Origin of the sequence: Sphingomonas sp. M1-B02 (assembly GCF_026167525.1) — a bacterium.
Taxonomy (GTDB): Bacteria; Pseudomonadota; Alphaproteobacteria; order Sphingomonadales; family Sphingomonadaceae; genus Sphingomonas.
The window spans coordinates 36,614-51,093 of record NZ_CP110679.1; the positions used below are offsets into that span (position 1 = coordinate 36,614).

15 protein-coding genes are annotated in these 14,480 nt (G+C 65.2%); 13 read left to right on the forward strand and 2 right to left on the reverse strand.

The features are described 5' to 3' along the window. Window positions 1-7 precede the first annotated feature (7 nt). The 9 genes from mdcC (at window position 8) to OKW87_RS00245 (ending at window position 7,177) form a co-directional block, all read left to right on the forward strand. On the forward strand, window positions 8-325 hold the full coding sequence (mdcC, locus tag OKW87_RS00205) for a malonate decarboxylase acyl carrier protein (protein WP_265541385.1): 318 nt from the start codon (window positions 8-10) through the stop codon (window positions 323-325). Next, on the forward strand, window positions 322-1,239 hold the full coding sequence (locus tag OKW87_RS00210) for a biotin-independent malonate decarboxylase subunit beta (protein ID WP_265541386.1): 918 nt from the start codon (window positions 322-324) through the stop codon (window positions 1,237-1,239). The genes mdcC and OKW87_RS00210 overlap by 4 nt, the downstream gene beginning before the upstream one ends. Next, on the forward strand, window positions 1,226-1,948 hold the full coding sequence (locus tag OKW87_RS00215; protein ID WP_265541387.1) for a biotin-independent malonate decarboxylase subunit gamma: 723 nt from the start codon (window positions 1,226-1,228) through the stop codon (window positions 1,946-1,948). The genes OKW87_RS00210 and OKW87_RS00215 overlap by 14 nt, the downstream gene beginning before the upstream one ends. After that, window positions 1,941-2,585: a malonate decarboxylase holo-[acyl-carrier-protein] synthase gene (gene mdcG, locus OKW87_RS00220; RefSeq protein ID WP_265541388.1), complete on the forward strand. Its 645-nt coding sequence runs from the start codon at window positions 1,941-1,943 to the stop codon at window positions 2,583-2,585. Before OKW87_RS00215 ends, mdcG begins: the two co-directional genes overlap by 8 nt. Further along, complete coding sequence (gene mdcB / locus OKW87_RS00225) at window positions 2,582-3,415, forward strand: triphosphoribosyl-dephospho-CoA synthase MdcB (protein WP_265541389.1); 834 nt, start codon at window positions 2,582-2,584, stop codon at window positions 3,413-3,415. Before mdcG ends, mdcB begins: the two co-directional genes overlap by 4 nt. After that, window positions 3,415-4,332, forward strand: a complete 918-nt coding sequence (locus OKW87_RS00230) for an ACP S-malonyltransferase (RefSeq protein WP_265541390.1) — start codon at window positions 3,415-3,417, stop codon at window positions 4,330-4,332. Before mdcB ends, OKW87_RS00230 begins: the two co-directional genes overlap by 1 nt. A gap of 33 nt (window positions 4,333-4,365) precedes the next feature. Continuing rightward, a complete protein-coding gene (locus OKW87_RS00235) occupies window positions 4,366-5,304 on the forward strand; it encodes an AEC family transporter (RefSeq protein WP_265541391.1) in 939 nt (312 codons plus the stop codon). A gap of 422 nt (window positions 5,305-5,726) precedes the next feature. Beyond that, a complete protein-coding gene (locus tag OKW87_RS00240) occupies window positions 5,727-6,506 on the forward strand; it encodes a sensor histidine kinase (RefSeq protein ID WP_265541392.1) in 780 nt (259 codons plus the stop codon). Next, window positions 6,503-7,177 (forward strand): response regulator transcription factor, encoded by a 675-nt coding sequence (locus OKW87_RS00245; RefSeq protein WP_265541393.1) that lies wholly within the window; start codon window positions 6,503-6,505, stop codon window positions 7,175-7,177. Before OKW87_RS00240 ends, OKW87_RS00245 begins: the two co-directional genes overlap by 4 nt. Before the next feature lie 100 nt (window positions 7,178-7,277). On the opposite strand, the gene OKW87_RS00250 is transcribed toward OKW87_RS00245, so the two are convergent. After that, on the reverse strand, window positions 7,278-8,051 hold the full coding sequence (locus tag OKW87_RS00250; protein ID WP_265541394.1) for an alpha/beta fold hydrolase: 774 nt from the start codon (window positions 8,049-8,051) through the stop codon (window positions 7,278-7,280). Between the two features lie 331 nt (window positions 8,052-8,382). On the opposite strand from OKW87_RS00250, the gene OKW87_RS00255 reads away from it, so the two are divergent. Genes OKW87_RS00255 through OKW87_RS00265 form a run of 3 tightly spaced genes read left to right on the forward strand, consistent with a single transcriptional unit; the run spans window position 8,383 to window position 12,517 of the window. Next, window positions 8,383-10,038 (forward strand): MFS transporter, encoded by a 1,656-nt coding sequence (locus tag OKW87_RS00255; protein WP_265541395.1) that lies wholly within the window; start codon window positions 8,383-8,385, stop codon window positions 10,036-10,038. Further along, on the forward strand, window positions 10,035-11,129 hold the full coding sequence (locus OKW87_RS00260; RefSeq protein WP_265541396.1) for an HlyD family secretion protein: 1,095 nt from the start codon (window positions 10,035-10,037) through the stop codon (window positions 11,127-11,129). Before OKW87_RS00255 ends, OKW87_RS00260 begins: the two co-directional genes overlap by 4 nt. Beyond that, the gene (locus OKW87_RS00265; RefSeq protein WP_265541397.1) at window positions 11,126-12,517 is read left to right on the forward strand and encodes an efflux transporter outer membrane subunit; all 1,392 of its coding nucleotides are present in this window, start codon (window positions 11,126-11,128) and stop codon (window positions 12,515-12,517) included. Before OKW87_RS00260 ends, OKW87_RS00265 begins: the two co-directional genes overlap by 4 nt. 10 nt (window positions 12,518-12,527) lie before the next feature. Here the strand turns inward: OKW87_RS00265 and OKW87_RS00270 are convergent, their stop codons facing one another. Beyond that, on the reverse strand, window positions 12,528-12,959 hold the full coding sequence (locus OKW87_RS00270) for a tautomerase family protein (RefSeq protein ID WP_265541398.1): 432 nt from the start codon (window positions 12,957-12,959) through the stop codon (window positions 12,528-12,530). Between the two features lie 113 nt (window positions 12,960-13,072). On the opposite strand from OKW87_RS00270, the gene OKW87_RS00275 reads away from it, so the two are divergent. Beyond that, window positions 13,073-14,479 carry a cytochrome ubiquinol oxidase subunit I gene (locus OKW87_RS00275; RefSeq protein ID WP_265541399.1) on the forward strand — a complete coding sequence of 469 codons (1,407 nt, stop codon included), beginning with the start codon at window positions 13,073-13,075 and terminating at the stop codon, window positions 14,477-14,479. The last annotated feature ends 1 nt before the right edge of the window (window position 14,480 follow it).

Consider the following 14,480-nt stretch of genomic DNA (forward strand, 5'->3'; position numbering starts at 1 on the left):
CAGGTCGATGGAGACCCTTTGTTTCGACCTCGCGGCGCCTGAACCCGCCGCAGGAACCCGCAAGCAGGCGCTGGTCGGCGTCGTCGCCTCTGGTAATCTCGAAATATTGCTCGAGCGCGTTTTGCCGCCCGATCGCTGTTCGATCGAAATCGACACGGCAGCGCGCGGGTTCAAGCCGCTGTGGGAGGCGGTGACTGCGGATTTCATCGCGCATCGCGCCGCAGGCGGTCTGCGCATTTCGATCAACGACGGCGGCGCCCGGCCAGACACCGTGGCGCTGCGTCTCGCCCAGGGCGTCCGCCTGATCGAGGAGACTGAAGCATGAACGCGCTAGCCAAAATCCAGGAACACCATAGCTGGTTCGAAGCGGGTGCGCGCCAGCGCCTTGCCGGGATCGTCGATCCCGGAAGCTTCGTCGAGTTTCTCGGTCCGGAAACGCGCCAGGTCTCGCCGCATCTCGCATTGTTCGATCTGCCGGTGCAGTTCGACGATGGTATCATCGTGGGGGCGGCCAGTCTCGATGGCCGGCCCGTGCTCATTGCCGCGCAGGAAGGTCGCTTCATGGGAGGCGCGTTCGGCGAGGTGCACGGCGCCAAGCTTACCGGCCTGCTCCACGCCGCCGCGCAGTTGTGCCGCGACGTGGTGATCGCCTTCGACACCGGCGGCGTCCGCTTGCAGGAAGCCAATGCCGGCGAGCTTTCGATCTCCGAGATAATTCGCGCGCTGATCGACGCGCGCCGCGCGGGGGTTCGCGTCGTCGGGCTGATCGGCGGTCGCGCCGGTTGCTATGGCGGCGGAAGTATCATCGCCGGATGCTGCTCGGCACTGGCCGTCTCCGAACAGGGTCGGATCAGCGTTTCGGGGCCCGAGGTCATCGAGACCAACAAGGGCGTCGAAGAGTTCGATTCGCGCGATCGTGCGCTGGTGTGGCGAACGATGGGCGGCAAGCATCGCTATCTGATCGGCGGCGCCGATTTGTTCGTCGACGACGAAATCTCCGCGTTTCGCAAGGCGGCCATCGCGGCGCTGAGGCGACCTGCCCGGATCGACGAGACGGTCGTGGCCGCCGAACAGGCGCGCCTGGCGCGTCGGCTCGAGCGTTTCGGCCGCTGTCCTGACGGAAGCGATGTCTGGGCGACCCTCGGCATCGGCGATCCGCAAGCGGTGCCGGGCCTGCCGACGAATCAATTCCTCGAAATTGCCGCTTCGCACCGGGAGAATTCCGATGACGCTCGATGAAGTCCTGGCCTCGCTCTTCGGAACGCACACCGCAACCGGTCTCGACGGGCCGATCCTGTTCGGCGAAGCAAGCCTGGGCGATGGGGAAATGGTCCACCTGATCGGCTTTACCGGCGGCGTCGAACTTGGCGTCGATCATACGATCGCCCTGGCGGCGCGGGTGATCGAGATCGCCGGCGGGACCGATGATTACCCGATCCTGTTCCTGGTAGATTCGAGCAGCCAGAAGATGAGCCGCCGCGACGAGCTGATGGGGCTGAGCGAATATCTCGCCCATCTCGCCAAGTCGCTGCTGCTGGCCGAAGGCGCCGGGCATCGGACAATCGGGCTGCTGTACGGCGGCAGCGCCGCGGGCGCGTTCATCGCTACCGTGCTCTCGTGCCAGACCCTGGTCGCGCTGCCCGGCGCGCATCCGGCGGTGATGGATCTGCCTTCAATGTCTAAAGTCACCAAGCTGCCGCTCGAAATCCTCGAGGAGCGCGCGAAGGCGACGCCGGTATTCGCACCGGGGCTCGATAATCTGGCGCAGACCGGCGCGATCGCCGAGATCTGGGATATTTCCCAGCCGCTCGGGCCACAGCTGGCGGCGGTGCTCGCCAAGCCCGATGCGGGCGATACGCGCGCCCAGCTCGGATTTGCGCGCGGCGGTCGGAAAAAGGCCGCACCGATCGCCGCGGAGATCGTCAAGCTGGCGACCGCCGGTGGTTGAGCAGCGGCTCCATCTTGCCCGCCACCAGATGGTATGGGTGGAGCCCGATGCCTGGAGCGAAATGCTCGCCGCGCGGGGAGCGCCCAATGAGGATGCACTGATCCAGGGCTGGGCGGAGAGTGGCTGGCCGCTCATCGCGCGCAGCCGCAATTGTGAGGATCGAGACGATCTGCTGGCGCTGGGCATCCCGCTCCCGCCCTCAAATGGCAAGGGCCGTCATGCGTTCCGGCTCGGCGCGCAGGCGGTCAGCCACACTGAAAAGCCCCCGCTGCTGGCGCACGCCGCGGCAGCGGCACCGCCGCCCTGGTTGCACAGCATTTCGTCGCTGCTGCTGCTCGACCCGCATACGCGCTGCTTTGGCAGCCTGGCCTGGGAATTCCTGACCGGCTTGCCTTATGTAACCTCGGGATCGGATCTCGATCTCCTCTGGTTTGTCGGCTCCCCGGACGAAGCGGATCGACTGGCGAGCGCGATAGCAAGCATCGATCACGACGCCTTCGTCAGCTTGGATGGCGAGCTCATCACGCCCGATGGCGGCGGGATCCAGTGGCGCGAGTGGCACGCGAATGAGCCGGTCGTGCTGGTCAAGATGCCAGGCGGCCCCCAGCTCTTGCCGCGAGATCGGATATTCGCATGACCGCGATGCGTCTCCTCGCCGAGCAGCGGCACGAGCAGGCGATCGCGCGTCAGGCGGTGGCCGCGCTTCACCTGGAGGTGCGAACCTATCCCAAGCCCGGCCTGGTCAGCCACATCGACAATGGCGCGCACGACGACATGGATCATCTGCTCCTGCACCGTAGCGCTACCGCGCTCGAACCGTATTTTGCGCGGCTGGCCGTTGCGGGTGCCAATGCCGCACGGATGAGCCAATTGCGGATGATCGGTATCGAAGGAGAGGCAGCGATGCTGGCCGTCACCGGCGGCGTGAACACGCATCGCGGCGCAATCTTCGGCATGGGCCTGCTGTGCGCGGCAGCCGGCTTCCGCCAATCATACCGGACAACCCGGCTTGGCGAGATCGTCGGCGCGCTTTGGGCGACGGACATTGTTCGCGGGCCGGTCCCCCTCCACAGCCATGGCTCGGAGGTGGCACGCAAGCATGGCGCGGGCGGCGCTCGCCTTGAGGCAGCCGCGGGCTTCCCCTCGGTGTACGAAAAAGCCATTCCGGCCCTTGACGAGGGAAGGGCGCTGGCGCCGGGGGATGCCGAGGCGGCGCGGGTTCACGCGATCATGCGCCTGATCGCCTCGGTGGAGGATACCAACCTTCTGTATCGCGGCGGGCCGGACGGTCTCGCCTTCGCCCAGCGGGAGGCGCAACGGTTCCTTGACATCGGCAGTGTCGGCAATTGCGCGTGGCGACGCTTCGCGATCGGGATTCACCGGGATTTCGTCGCGCGTCGGCTTAGCCCGGGCGGCTGCGCCGATCTGCTGGCCATGGCGCTGTTCGTGCAGGGTGTGGAGCGATGATGCGCGCGCTGCTCTGCTCCGGGCAGGGACTCATCACCCGGGGGATGTTCGATCGTCTCGCGGCGAATGACGAGTCAGCGCCTGTCCTCGATGCTGCCGCGAAACTGCTCGGCCAGGATCCGCGCGATGTGCTGGCCGGGACAAGCGAGGGCGCGCTCATCGCGGATCGGACGAGCCAGATCCTGTGCATCGCGCGCGCGCTGGCCGCCGCTTCTGCGCTACGCCCGCAAGCGCCAACGATGGTGGCCGGATACAGTGTCGGAGAAATGGCTGCGTGGAGCATCGCCGGCTTCTGGACCGCCGATCAGGCCCTGCGCCTGACCGCGCACCGGGCCGAACTGATGGACGTGGCGGATGCCGGGACCGGGGGGCTGGGCTATGTCCGTGGCCTCGACGAAACGATTCTCGAGCGCCTTCTGGAGCGCCATGCGTGCGCGATCGCCATCCGCAATCCCGGCGGGCTCTACATCATCGGCGGTTTAAGGCCGGACGTCGCGGCATGCTGCGCCGACGCGGTAGAAAGCGGAGCGGTGGCCGCCCGTCCGATCGCAGTGGGGGTCGCCTCGCATACGCCCCGCCTTGCCGCTGCCGTCGCGCCGTTCGAACAGGCGCTGTGGGACGAACCCGTCTGCGCCGGCGATGGCGCGAAGCTCCTGATCGGAGCCGCTTGCGCTACAACAATCCGCGCCGCCGATCGCGCCGCGATATCGGGCCTGGCGCACCAGCTCGCGTCCACCGTCGATTGGAACGCACTGCTCACCGCTTTGGCCGAGCGCGGTGCCCGGCGGGTGCTTGAGCTTGGCCCGGGCGATGCGCTGGCGAACATGGTCCACGCCAACTGGCCGGGGATCGATGTCCGCGCGCTCGACGACTTCACCACCGTCGCCGGCGCGCGGCAGTGGTTCGACGCCGCGTAAGATTTTCTCGAAGCCAACGAAGGAGACAATGCGATGGTCGAAATCATTGGACACGCGCTGGTGCCGATCTTCTTCGTCATTGCGCTCGGCTATATCGGCGGCCTGCGCGGACGCATCGACAACCACCATGTCGGCGAACTCAACACGCTGGTGATGGATTATGCGCTGCCCGCTTCGCTGTTCGTGGCGACGGCGACTACGCCCTGGGCGAAGATGCGCGGCGAGGAATCGATCGTCGTGCTGCTCGCAATTGGAATGATGCTGCCCTATGCGGCTTGGTATCTAATTGCGCGCTGGCGCGGGGTTACGCGCCAGGAGTCGGCGATCGGCGCATTGACCGTCGGGCTGCCCAATTATGCTGCCGCGGGCCTGCCGATCATCCAGGCCGTGGTCGGCACCGCAGGCACCGTCCATGTTGCCGTGGCCATCGCGGCAGGATCGATCCTGCCCTCGCCGGTGACGTTGCTCATCCTGGAACTCAACAAACCGTCGGAAGGCATGACGACTTCGCAGAAACTCACCCAGGCGATCTGGCGCGCTTTCACCAAGCGCATTGTGCTGGCCCCCGTGGCGGGGACGCTGCTATCGGCCTCGGGAGTGGATCTCGGCCCGTTGCTGACCTCATCGCTGCAATTGATCGGCGTATCCGCCGGCGGGGTCGCGCTGTTTCTCACAGGCCTCGTGCTGTCGTCGCAACCCTTCAAGTTGAACCCAGTTGTCGCCGGCGGGACTATTGTCGCGAACCTCCTCCAGCCGGCTTTTGTATGGGCGCTGACTCTGGTGCTGATGGTTCCCGCCGATCAGGCGCGCATCGCAATCCTGCTCGCGGCGATGCCGTCCGGGTTTTTCGGGATCCTGTTCGGGATCAACTACAAGGCTGTCTCCGACGATGTCGGATCGACGGTCATAGCCAGCACGGTCCTGAGTCTGCTCACGCTGGGCTTCGTGATCTACTGGTTCTTTCCCAGCTGAGCGGCGAACCCGCGCCTCGCGCATTTGCGGAAATTTGCAACAATCGACGGACTTTTGCTGCCCGCCGATGATAGCGATGGGACGCCGATCCTCAACTATACCACAGTGTGGCCGAGTATCATGAGGGACGACAAATTCACCCACATTCGTGTGCGCTGGCATACGGAAAGGATGGAATGATGTCCGTTGTAAGGTCGCCCAGTGCCCCGCCCTTCACGCTTTTCACGTCGCTCCGGAATGAGCAGCCGCTTCGCAGCAAGCGATTCCAGCGCGCTGCGCAATTCGATGGGTCGGGGAGGACCGGGATTCAGGCCTCCCGCCGACCTGCAGCAACCGCGCCTCTGTCCCCCGCTACGCTGGCGGCCATTCTTCTAGTCATCGCTGCCCTGGCTCGGTTCGAATTGGCCACAGGCATTCCGGACATGCTGGCGGTCCTGTTCCTTGCGGGCGCGACGGCGGTGCTGATGCTGGAAAAATCACAGTCCGCGTCGGCAGCGCGTGGCGTCACCCCCGCCGAGCTCGCCGCTTCGATCGCGCACGAAGTCAATCAACCGCTCTCCGCCATGACTGCGCACGGGCAGGCCTGCCTTCGATGGTTCGATCGCGATGTGCCGGACGTCGAGGCGGCGAGACAATCGGTGCAGCAGATGCTCGACAATGGCACCCGCGCTGCTGACATCATCGCCAGCATGAGCGCGCTGGCTCGCGGGGCGGCACCGGCTCCTGTGCTGACGGACATCAACCAAGTTCTTGGCTCGATCTTGTCGCGCGTCGAAGGCGAGATTGCGGCAAACGGGATCGAAGTCGCACTGAACTTGAAGGACAGAGTCCCCCGAATAATCGCAGGGCGGACCGAGCTCGAACAGGTTCTGCAGAATCTTGTCATCAATGCAGTCCAGGCATTGGCCGACGTCAACGGTCCGCGCCGGCTCACCATCTCGTCGCGAGCCGCGCGTCGGGAGCGGCAAGTGGTCGTCGAAGTGCGGGACAACGGCCCCGGCTTCACCGCCGCCTGTTCCTCGCGATTGTTCGAGCCGTTCTTCACCACCAAGGCGCAGGGGACGGGGATGGGCCTGGCGATATGCCGGTCGATAGTCGCCAGCATGGGCGGGCACGTCGATGCGCGAAATAACAGCGATGGCCGTGGCGCATGCCTCACCTTGCGATTGAACGCCGCCCGCCCAGAGGGACTGGCAGCATGAGCGCCTCCCAACCGGCCTTGGCGGCCATGGCGGCGCCGGAGCCCGTCGCGTCGCTTGCGATCGTCGTCGATGATGACAAGGATCTGCGCGACGGGCTTGCCAACCTCTTCCGTTCGGTTGGGCAGGAGGCAGCGTTGTTCGCCTCGCCGGCCGAATTTCTCGAGGCCAGGCTTCCGAACGTCCCATCCTGCCTGTTGCTAGACATCCGCTTGCAAGGGGGGAGCGGCTTCGACCTCCAGTTACATCTCAAGCGGATCGGCGCGACTGTGCCGGTCATCTTCATGACCGGGCACGGCGACATCGCCATGGGCGTGCGGGCCATGAAGGCGGGAGCGCTGGATTTTCTCACCAAACCCTTCCGCGACCAGGAGTTGCTGGATGTGGTTGCTGAGGCGATCGACCGTGACCGCCGCCGTCGTAGAGCGGATGAGGCGCTAGGCACCCTCCGGTCGCTTTACGATGGGCTCACCCCCCGCGAGAAGGAGGTGATGCGATATGTCGTGTCCGGCCTGCTCAACAAGCAGATCGCCGGAGAAATGGGGCTGCAGGAAATAACGGTGAAGATCCATCGCGGAAATATGATGCGCAAGATGGAAATGCGCTGCGTCGCCGACCTCGTCCGTGCCGCGGAGAGCCTGGGTCTGTACAAGTTTCGAGGTGTCCACGAGTAGCCGTTGCGGATCGACAATAAGGCGCGGGCAAGAAAAAGGAGGCCGAAGCCTCCTTTCCCTATGGTCTGAAACGCGCATAGGCTTCGTCGCACGACCGGCGTCACGAATATCCGGCCGCTTCGAGAATGAGCCGAGCGACACTGTCTGGATGCGAGACCAAGGACAGATGTCCAGAATCGAGCTCGATGGTCTTGGCCTTCATTCGCTTGGCCATGAAACGCTCGAGATCCGGGTTGATCGTCCGATCCTGTTTCGAAACGGCATAGAAGCTCGGCTTGGAGCGCCATGCCGCCTGGCTGGTGTTGACGGTGGTCAGAACGCGGTTGAACGGCCCCTGCACGGCGTAAAGCACCTTGGCCTGAGCCTCGGGCACCCCGTTGGCGAAATCCTGCAAGAATGCAGTTTCGGTAAGGCTGCCCCAGTCACCGTTGAAGACGATGCCGGCCGATGCCGGCGGTGTCGGAAATTTCGCAGCCAATGCGGTGTAGTTCTCGTTCGCGTCCGGTGCGCGCGCGGCGATATAGACGAGCGACGAAACGCTGGGATGGACGCCCGCCTCGGTCACCAGCATTCCGGAAAAGCTATGACCGCCCAGCACGGTCGGCCCGACCTGATGGTCGAGCACGCGCTGGACCGACGCAACGGCGTCGGCAAAATTGTCGAGCGGGTTCTGCACCGAGGTGACGTTAAGGCCGGCCGCCTGAAGCCGCGGAATGACTCCCGACCAGGACGAGCCATCGGCGAACAGACCATGGACCAGCACGACGTTTCGCGCCTTTGGCGGGCGCTGCGTGGCCCCCACCGCGGTTCCTGAGAGGATACCCGTCGCGGCGCCGGCAACGAGGGCGGCGGAAAAGGTGCGGCGATCGACCATCATGCTGAGCTCCTTTGTTTTACTGCTCCGCCAACCTATCCACTCAGAGGCGGGGTTTATAATCACCTATTGGTTTAGGGTGCGATGGAATGGCGTCCGCTGTGACATTCACCGTGCGTCATTTCACACAGAGCGGCGCCATTATCTCGCATTCGTCGAAGTTAGTGCGCCGATTTGCCGGAAAGTAATCTCCCGGCGCTCGCTCTAGTCGAAACTATGCAAAACGATCGTATGATGTTGTCTTGCGGCATATTGGTGAAGTCTCCCGGCACTTCGAAAAGCCCTCACCGCGAATGCGCTGCGGTGGGCGGCAATTGCGACCGAGGAATGCATGCAACGATTTATCCTGCAGCCAGCTTCTGTGCCGCGTCCGTTCCGGCCGGAAGAGCGTCCGCTGTTTCCCGGATCGCCTTATTCTCCGCTGCATCCGCCGGCGCGGCGCGTCCTGTTTGCGGTCGCTGGAATTCTGTTTGGTGTGATCGTCAATCTGGGCAACGGGCTGGTGATCGCCAACGTACCGGTGCTCGCGGGCGCAGCGACCGACTATGTGCCTTCGGTCGCGCTTTTGACCGGCGTCTACATCGCGTTCAACGCCTCCGCGAACCTCGTGCTGGTAAAGGCGCGCACCCAATTGGGCATCCCGCGGGTAACGCTGATGCTGCTATCGAGCTACGCGTTCGCGGCAGTGCTGCTTTGGCTCCGCCCTGGCCTCTCGACCGCGCTGGTCCTCGCCGCAGCGAGCGGTATGAGCGCTGCGGGCCTGACCACCCTGTCGGTCTATTACTGCATGCAGAGCCTTCCTGCCGCAGTGAAGCCGCTCGGACTGATCCTAGGCATCGGCGCGGTCCAGCTGGGCGCTCCGCTCGCGCGGCTGTTTCCGGTCGATCTGTTTTCGCTGGACGGATGGCTTTCGCTAGGCTTGCTGCAGCTGGCGATCGCGATGGCGGCGATCGCGATCATCCTTGGCTATCCATTGCCGCCCAGCGAGCGCAGCAAGGCGTTCGAGCCCCTCGACGGCGCCACCTTCGCCTTGTTCCTCGTCGCGAACCTGTGCCTGTGCACCGTCCTCGCCGAGGGTCGGCTGCTATGGTGGTCGGACACGCCCTGGCTGGGCTGGGCGCTCGCTGCGTGCGTCCCCTGTTACGCCGGCGCACTCCTGATCGAGTCCCTACGCGCCCATCCGCTGCTCCAACTGCGCTGGTATGGCACCAAAGTCATCGCGACCTTTGCTGCCGTCGCCGTGGTCGTGCGGCTCGCGCTTTCCGAACAGGCTTACGGCGCAGTTGGGCTGCTCAGCTTCGCCGGACTCGATAACGATCAGTTCCATACGCTGTATCTGTGGATTCTCGGCGGCCAGATCCTCGGCATCGCCGTCGCCGCGCTGACCACCCGTATCGGCACTCAGCCATATCAGGTGATGGTGGCCGCCCTGATCATCGCGCTGGCCGCCTGGCTCGACAGCGGCTCGAACACTCTCACCCGCCCCGACAACATTCTCATGACGCAGGCGATGATCGCCTTCGGCACCACGCTCTTCATCGGCCCCGCCCTGGTCTATGGCGCGATGGAGATGCTCAAAAAGGGCAGCGACCACCTCGTCAGCCTGGTCGTGCTGTTCAGCATGACCCAGAATATCGGCGGACTGGCCGGCTCTGCACTACTCGGCAGCTATCAGGTGGTTCAGGCCAAATCCCATGCCGGCGCGCTGGCCGATGGTCTCGCCGTGGGGAATCCGATCGTCGCGGCGCGCATCCAGCAGGGCGCGGGCGCCCTCGCCGGAGTAATCCAGGATCCCGCTCAACGCGCGGCGCAGGGCGCCGGCCTCTTGGGCGACGCTTTGGCCGGGCAAGCCGCCGTCCTTGGGTTCAACGACGCCTTCATGCTCGTGTCGCTGGTCGCGATATCGGCCGCCCTGTTTCTCGCAATCGTCATCGTCCGGCTCCGCATCGCTAAGGGCAGGTCGGCGCGCAAAGGAGTGCCGCAATGAGTGAAGCCAGCCCCGCCATCGGCGCGCCCCCCGAAACCCCGCCGCCTTATTGGCGACCGGCCCGGCGCAACCCGATATTCGTCGTCGCGGCCGTGCTGCTGGCATCGGCCGCGCTGCTGGCGGTTCTGGCGGTGTGGGGTTTGCCTCCTTTCGCGCGCGGCTCCGAATCCACCAACAACGCCTATGTCAAAGGGCGCGTGACGGTGATCGCGCCGCAAGTCAGCGGCTATGTCAGCAGCGTCCTCGTCAAGAGCTATGAGCGGGTTCGCAAGGGCCAGATTCTCGTCACGATCGACGATGGCATCTATCGGGCGCGGGTCGACCAAGCCGGGGCCAACGTCGAAGCGGCCGAAGCCGCACTTGCCAACAGCACCCAGGCCAAGGCAGTCCAAACGGCGGGGGTCTCCGTGCAAGTCGCCGGATTGGGCGGCGCACAAGCCCAGCTGCTCAAGGCCCGCGCCGACATGGCAAGAGCCCAGGAGCTGGTGCAGGACGGTTCAATCGCTCGGCGCGAATATGATCAGACGTTGGCGGCATTGCGCGCCGCCGAGGCGCAGGTCCGGGAGGTTTCGGCGACCGGGCAGGTGGCGCGCGAAGGCGTCAAGACCGTCGAGGTCGGGCGGGCCGGGCTCCAGGCGCAGGTCGATGCCGCGCGCGCCTTGCTGCGCCTTGCCGAAATCGATCTCGAGCATAGCGTGATCCGCGCCCCCGAGGACGGTCAGCTCGGTGAGATCGCCGTCCATCTCGGCCAGTTCGTCGCGCCCGGAACGCAGTTCTTCGCGCTGGTCCCGTCGGACATCTGGATCGTCGCCGATTACAAGGAGGCGCAAACCCACCGCATCCGCGCCGGGCAGAAGGCCTGGTTCACCGTCGATGCGCTCGGTGGCGCCACCCTCACCGGGTACGTCGCGCAACTCGCTCCGGCAACCGGATCGCAGTTTGCGGTCCTCAAGCCCGACAATGCCACGGGCAATTTCGTCAAGGTGCCGCAGCGGATCGGCGTGCTGATATTGGTGGATCGCGGCCAGGCGCTGGCCGAGCGGCTGCGTCCGGGAATGTCGGTCGAAACGCGTGTGGAGGCGGGACGATGAAGCGGGCCAATATCGCATTGCTGCTGGCGGTGAGCGCCTGTGCCGGGCCAAGGCCCTCCGCGCCGCTTGCCGCGCAAATCTCCGCCCCGCCCGCGTGGCGAAGCGAGGGTGCGACGATGGGGGAGGTCGATTCTACATGGTGGCAGTCGTTCGGCGATCCCACGCTGGTCGCTCTCGTCGAGCGCGCGCTCGCCGACAATGCCGATCTCGGCATCGCCGCGGCGCGAGTCGATGAGGCGCGCGCGCAGTTCCGCCTCGCCGGCGCCCAGCGCTTGCCGAATATCGCGCTGGCGGCCGGCGGGGCGCGGGATCGTCACGTCAGCCCCTTCGGCAAGCCGGTCTATGAATGGGCCAGCCAGGGGCAGGTCGGAATCTCCTACGATATCGACCTGTTCGGGCGGCTGCGGAGCGCCGATGCCGCGGCGCGAGCATCCTTGCTGGCGAGCGAGGCGGCGCGGGACAATGTGCGCCTGGCGATCGCCGCCTCGGTGTCGTCGGGATATGTCGGGCTGCGCGCTCTGGACGCACGCCTGGTGGTGCTTCGCGATACGCTCGCCGCACGGGAGACATCGCTGCGTCTAGCACGTCGCCGCGCCGAGGCGGGCTATTCGCCGGCAATAGAGCTTCGCCAGGCACAGGCAGAATATGATGCCACCGCGCAACTCATCCCCGCCACCGAGCTGGCCCTCCGCCGCCAGGAGAACGGCCTGTCGCTCCTGCTCGGCGCCAATCCCGGGCCGATCCCGCGTGGCCAAACGCTTGACCAGCTCGCGCTCCCGCCGGCGAGCTCCTTCCTGCCATCGTCGTTGCTCCGGCGCCGGCCGGATATAGCGGCTGCGGAAAATCAGATCGTCGCGGCGGACCGTTCGCTCGACAGTGCGCGCGCGGCGTTCCTGCCCGATATCCAGCTCAACGGGGCGGGGGGGTATGTCGCGTCGAGCCTGTTGTTGCAAAATCCGTTCGGGGTCTTTTCGCTGGGAGCGTCGGTTCTCGCGCCACTGTTCGACGGTGGCCGTCTGCGCGCGCAGGCCGATGGTGCGGCGGCGCGGCGCGATGCTGCTGCCTTTGCGTATCGACAGACCGCGCTGAATGCGTTCAGGGAAGTCGAGGACGCGCTTGCGGCTATTTCCTACAATAGTCTGCAAGAGCAGGAAGTGCTGCGCCAGCGCCGCTCCACCGCCGATTTGCTGGGGTTTGCAACTGCCCGCTATCGCTCCGGCTATTCGGCCTATCTCGAGCAGATCGACGCCGAACGTGGCCTGCTGGCGAGCGATCTAGCTTTGGTTCAGATTCGCGCCGAACGCCTGACTGCCGCGATCGCGCTGTATCAGGCACTGGGGGGCGGGTGGAGCGCCGACGGCGTGGTGAAGCCTCGTTCCGCCCCATAGGCTGGGGCCGTCAGCTTCCCGCGACATCAGGCATGATCGTGCCCATTTCCATGGCCTGGCTGGCTGGAACTTCCTGGATCCCGATCACGATCTGGTCGGTCGGGGCGGCAGTCGCCGCCTGCACCAGCTCCCAAAGCCGGGACAGCATGCGCCGCTTGTAATCAGGCGGGCGGCCGGTTCGAATGAGCAACGTCAGCGATACCGCCGCCGCCGGCCGGCCGGCGCTGAAGCCATATCCGCGCTCGTATTCCTGGAAAATCACATGGACCCAGGCCGGATCGACACCGGACATTTCGACATGCAGCGCAGTGATTGCTTCGGCCAGCTTCTGCCGCCCGGCGAGATCGAGGCGGCCGGTTTCAACTGCGATCGTATAAAGCGGCATCGGTCGATTCCTCCTGAATTTTGCTTGGGACAATCTAATTCCTGCGAGCGCAGCCACACATCATCTCTTGGTTTCGATTTGCGGGGATCGAACCCACCCGATCGAAACGACCGTATGATGTTCCGCTGCGATAATGCCGGCCAGATTGGCGCGCGAAAGCGAGGGCGCCGATGGAGATTTCCGCATTGCTGCTGGCGAGGATACAGTTCGCCTTCACCGTCTCTTTCCACATCATCTTCCCCGCCTTCACGATCGGCCTGGCCGCCTGGCTGACGCTGCTGGAGGCGCTGCGGATGGTCACCGGGCGCCCGCTTTACCGCGTGCTGTTCGATTTCTGGCTGAAGATCTTCGCCATCTCGTTCGGGCTCGGCGTCGTCTCGGGGATCGTCCTGGCCTTTCAGTTCGGCACCAACTGGAGCGAATTGTCGCGCCGCACCGGCGCCATTCAGGGGCCCTTGCTCGGCTATGAGAGCTTCACTGCCTTCGCACTGGAGGCCAGCTTCTTCGGCATCATGCTGTTCGGCCGGAAGCGCGTGCCGGAGTGGCTCTATCTGGTGGCGTGCGCGATGGTGGCGCTAGCGACCAGCCTCTCGGCCTTCTGGATCATGGTCAACAACAGCTGGATGCAATGGCCGACCGGCTATGCGATCGACGCCAACGGCATCTTCGTGCCGACCGACTGGAATGCGATCATTTTCAGTCCGGTGGTGTGGGTGCGCTTCCCGCACATGCTGCTGGCATCCTACGTCACCGGCGCGTTCTGCGTCGCCGCGACCGGTGCTTGGCTGCTGCTGCGCGGGCGCGACCATGCCGAGGGGCAGGCGATGATGCGGATGGGTCTCGGCCTTGCCGCGGTCCTGGTGCCGATTCAGATATTCTTTGGCCACCTCACCGGCGACTATGTCCACGACAGGCAGCCGGCCAAATTCGCCGCGATCGAAGGCCGCTGGCACGATGAGCAACCCGCCTCCGAGATATTGTTCGCGATCCCCGACGAGGCTCGCGAGAAAAACCATTTCGAGATTGCGGTGCCCTATGCCGGCAGCCTGATCGGCTCGATGTCGCTCGATTCGAAGGAAGTCGGCCTCACCAGTTTCCCGGTCGCGGATCGGCCCCCGGTCGCGATCCCGTTCTTCGCATTCCGGATCATGGCCGGGATAGGCTTCTTCATGCTCGGCCTGTCCTGGTATGCCAGCTGGCTGATGCTGCGCGGCCGGCAGTTCGAGCGGCGCTCGCTGCTGCGCGTGGTGTTCCTCAGCTTCCCTCTCGGCTTCATCGCGACGTTGACCGGCTGGTTCACCGCCGAGGTCGGGCGCCAGCCCTGGGTCGTCTATGGGGTGTTACGGACCGCGGACGCCGTAACGCCGTTCCGGACCGCGCCGGAAGTCGCGTTCAGCTTGGCGTTGTTCGCCGTGATCTATCTCGCGATCTTCCTGGCGGGCATGACCTTCATCTTCCGCCTGCTGCGCGGCGGCCCATCGGCCTCGCACCGCCACGACCGGCGATCCGCCAACCCCAAGCGTCCCTTGTCCCTGATCCGCGACGAAGCCGCCGGCGCTTCGCTCGAGAAGGAGTGAA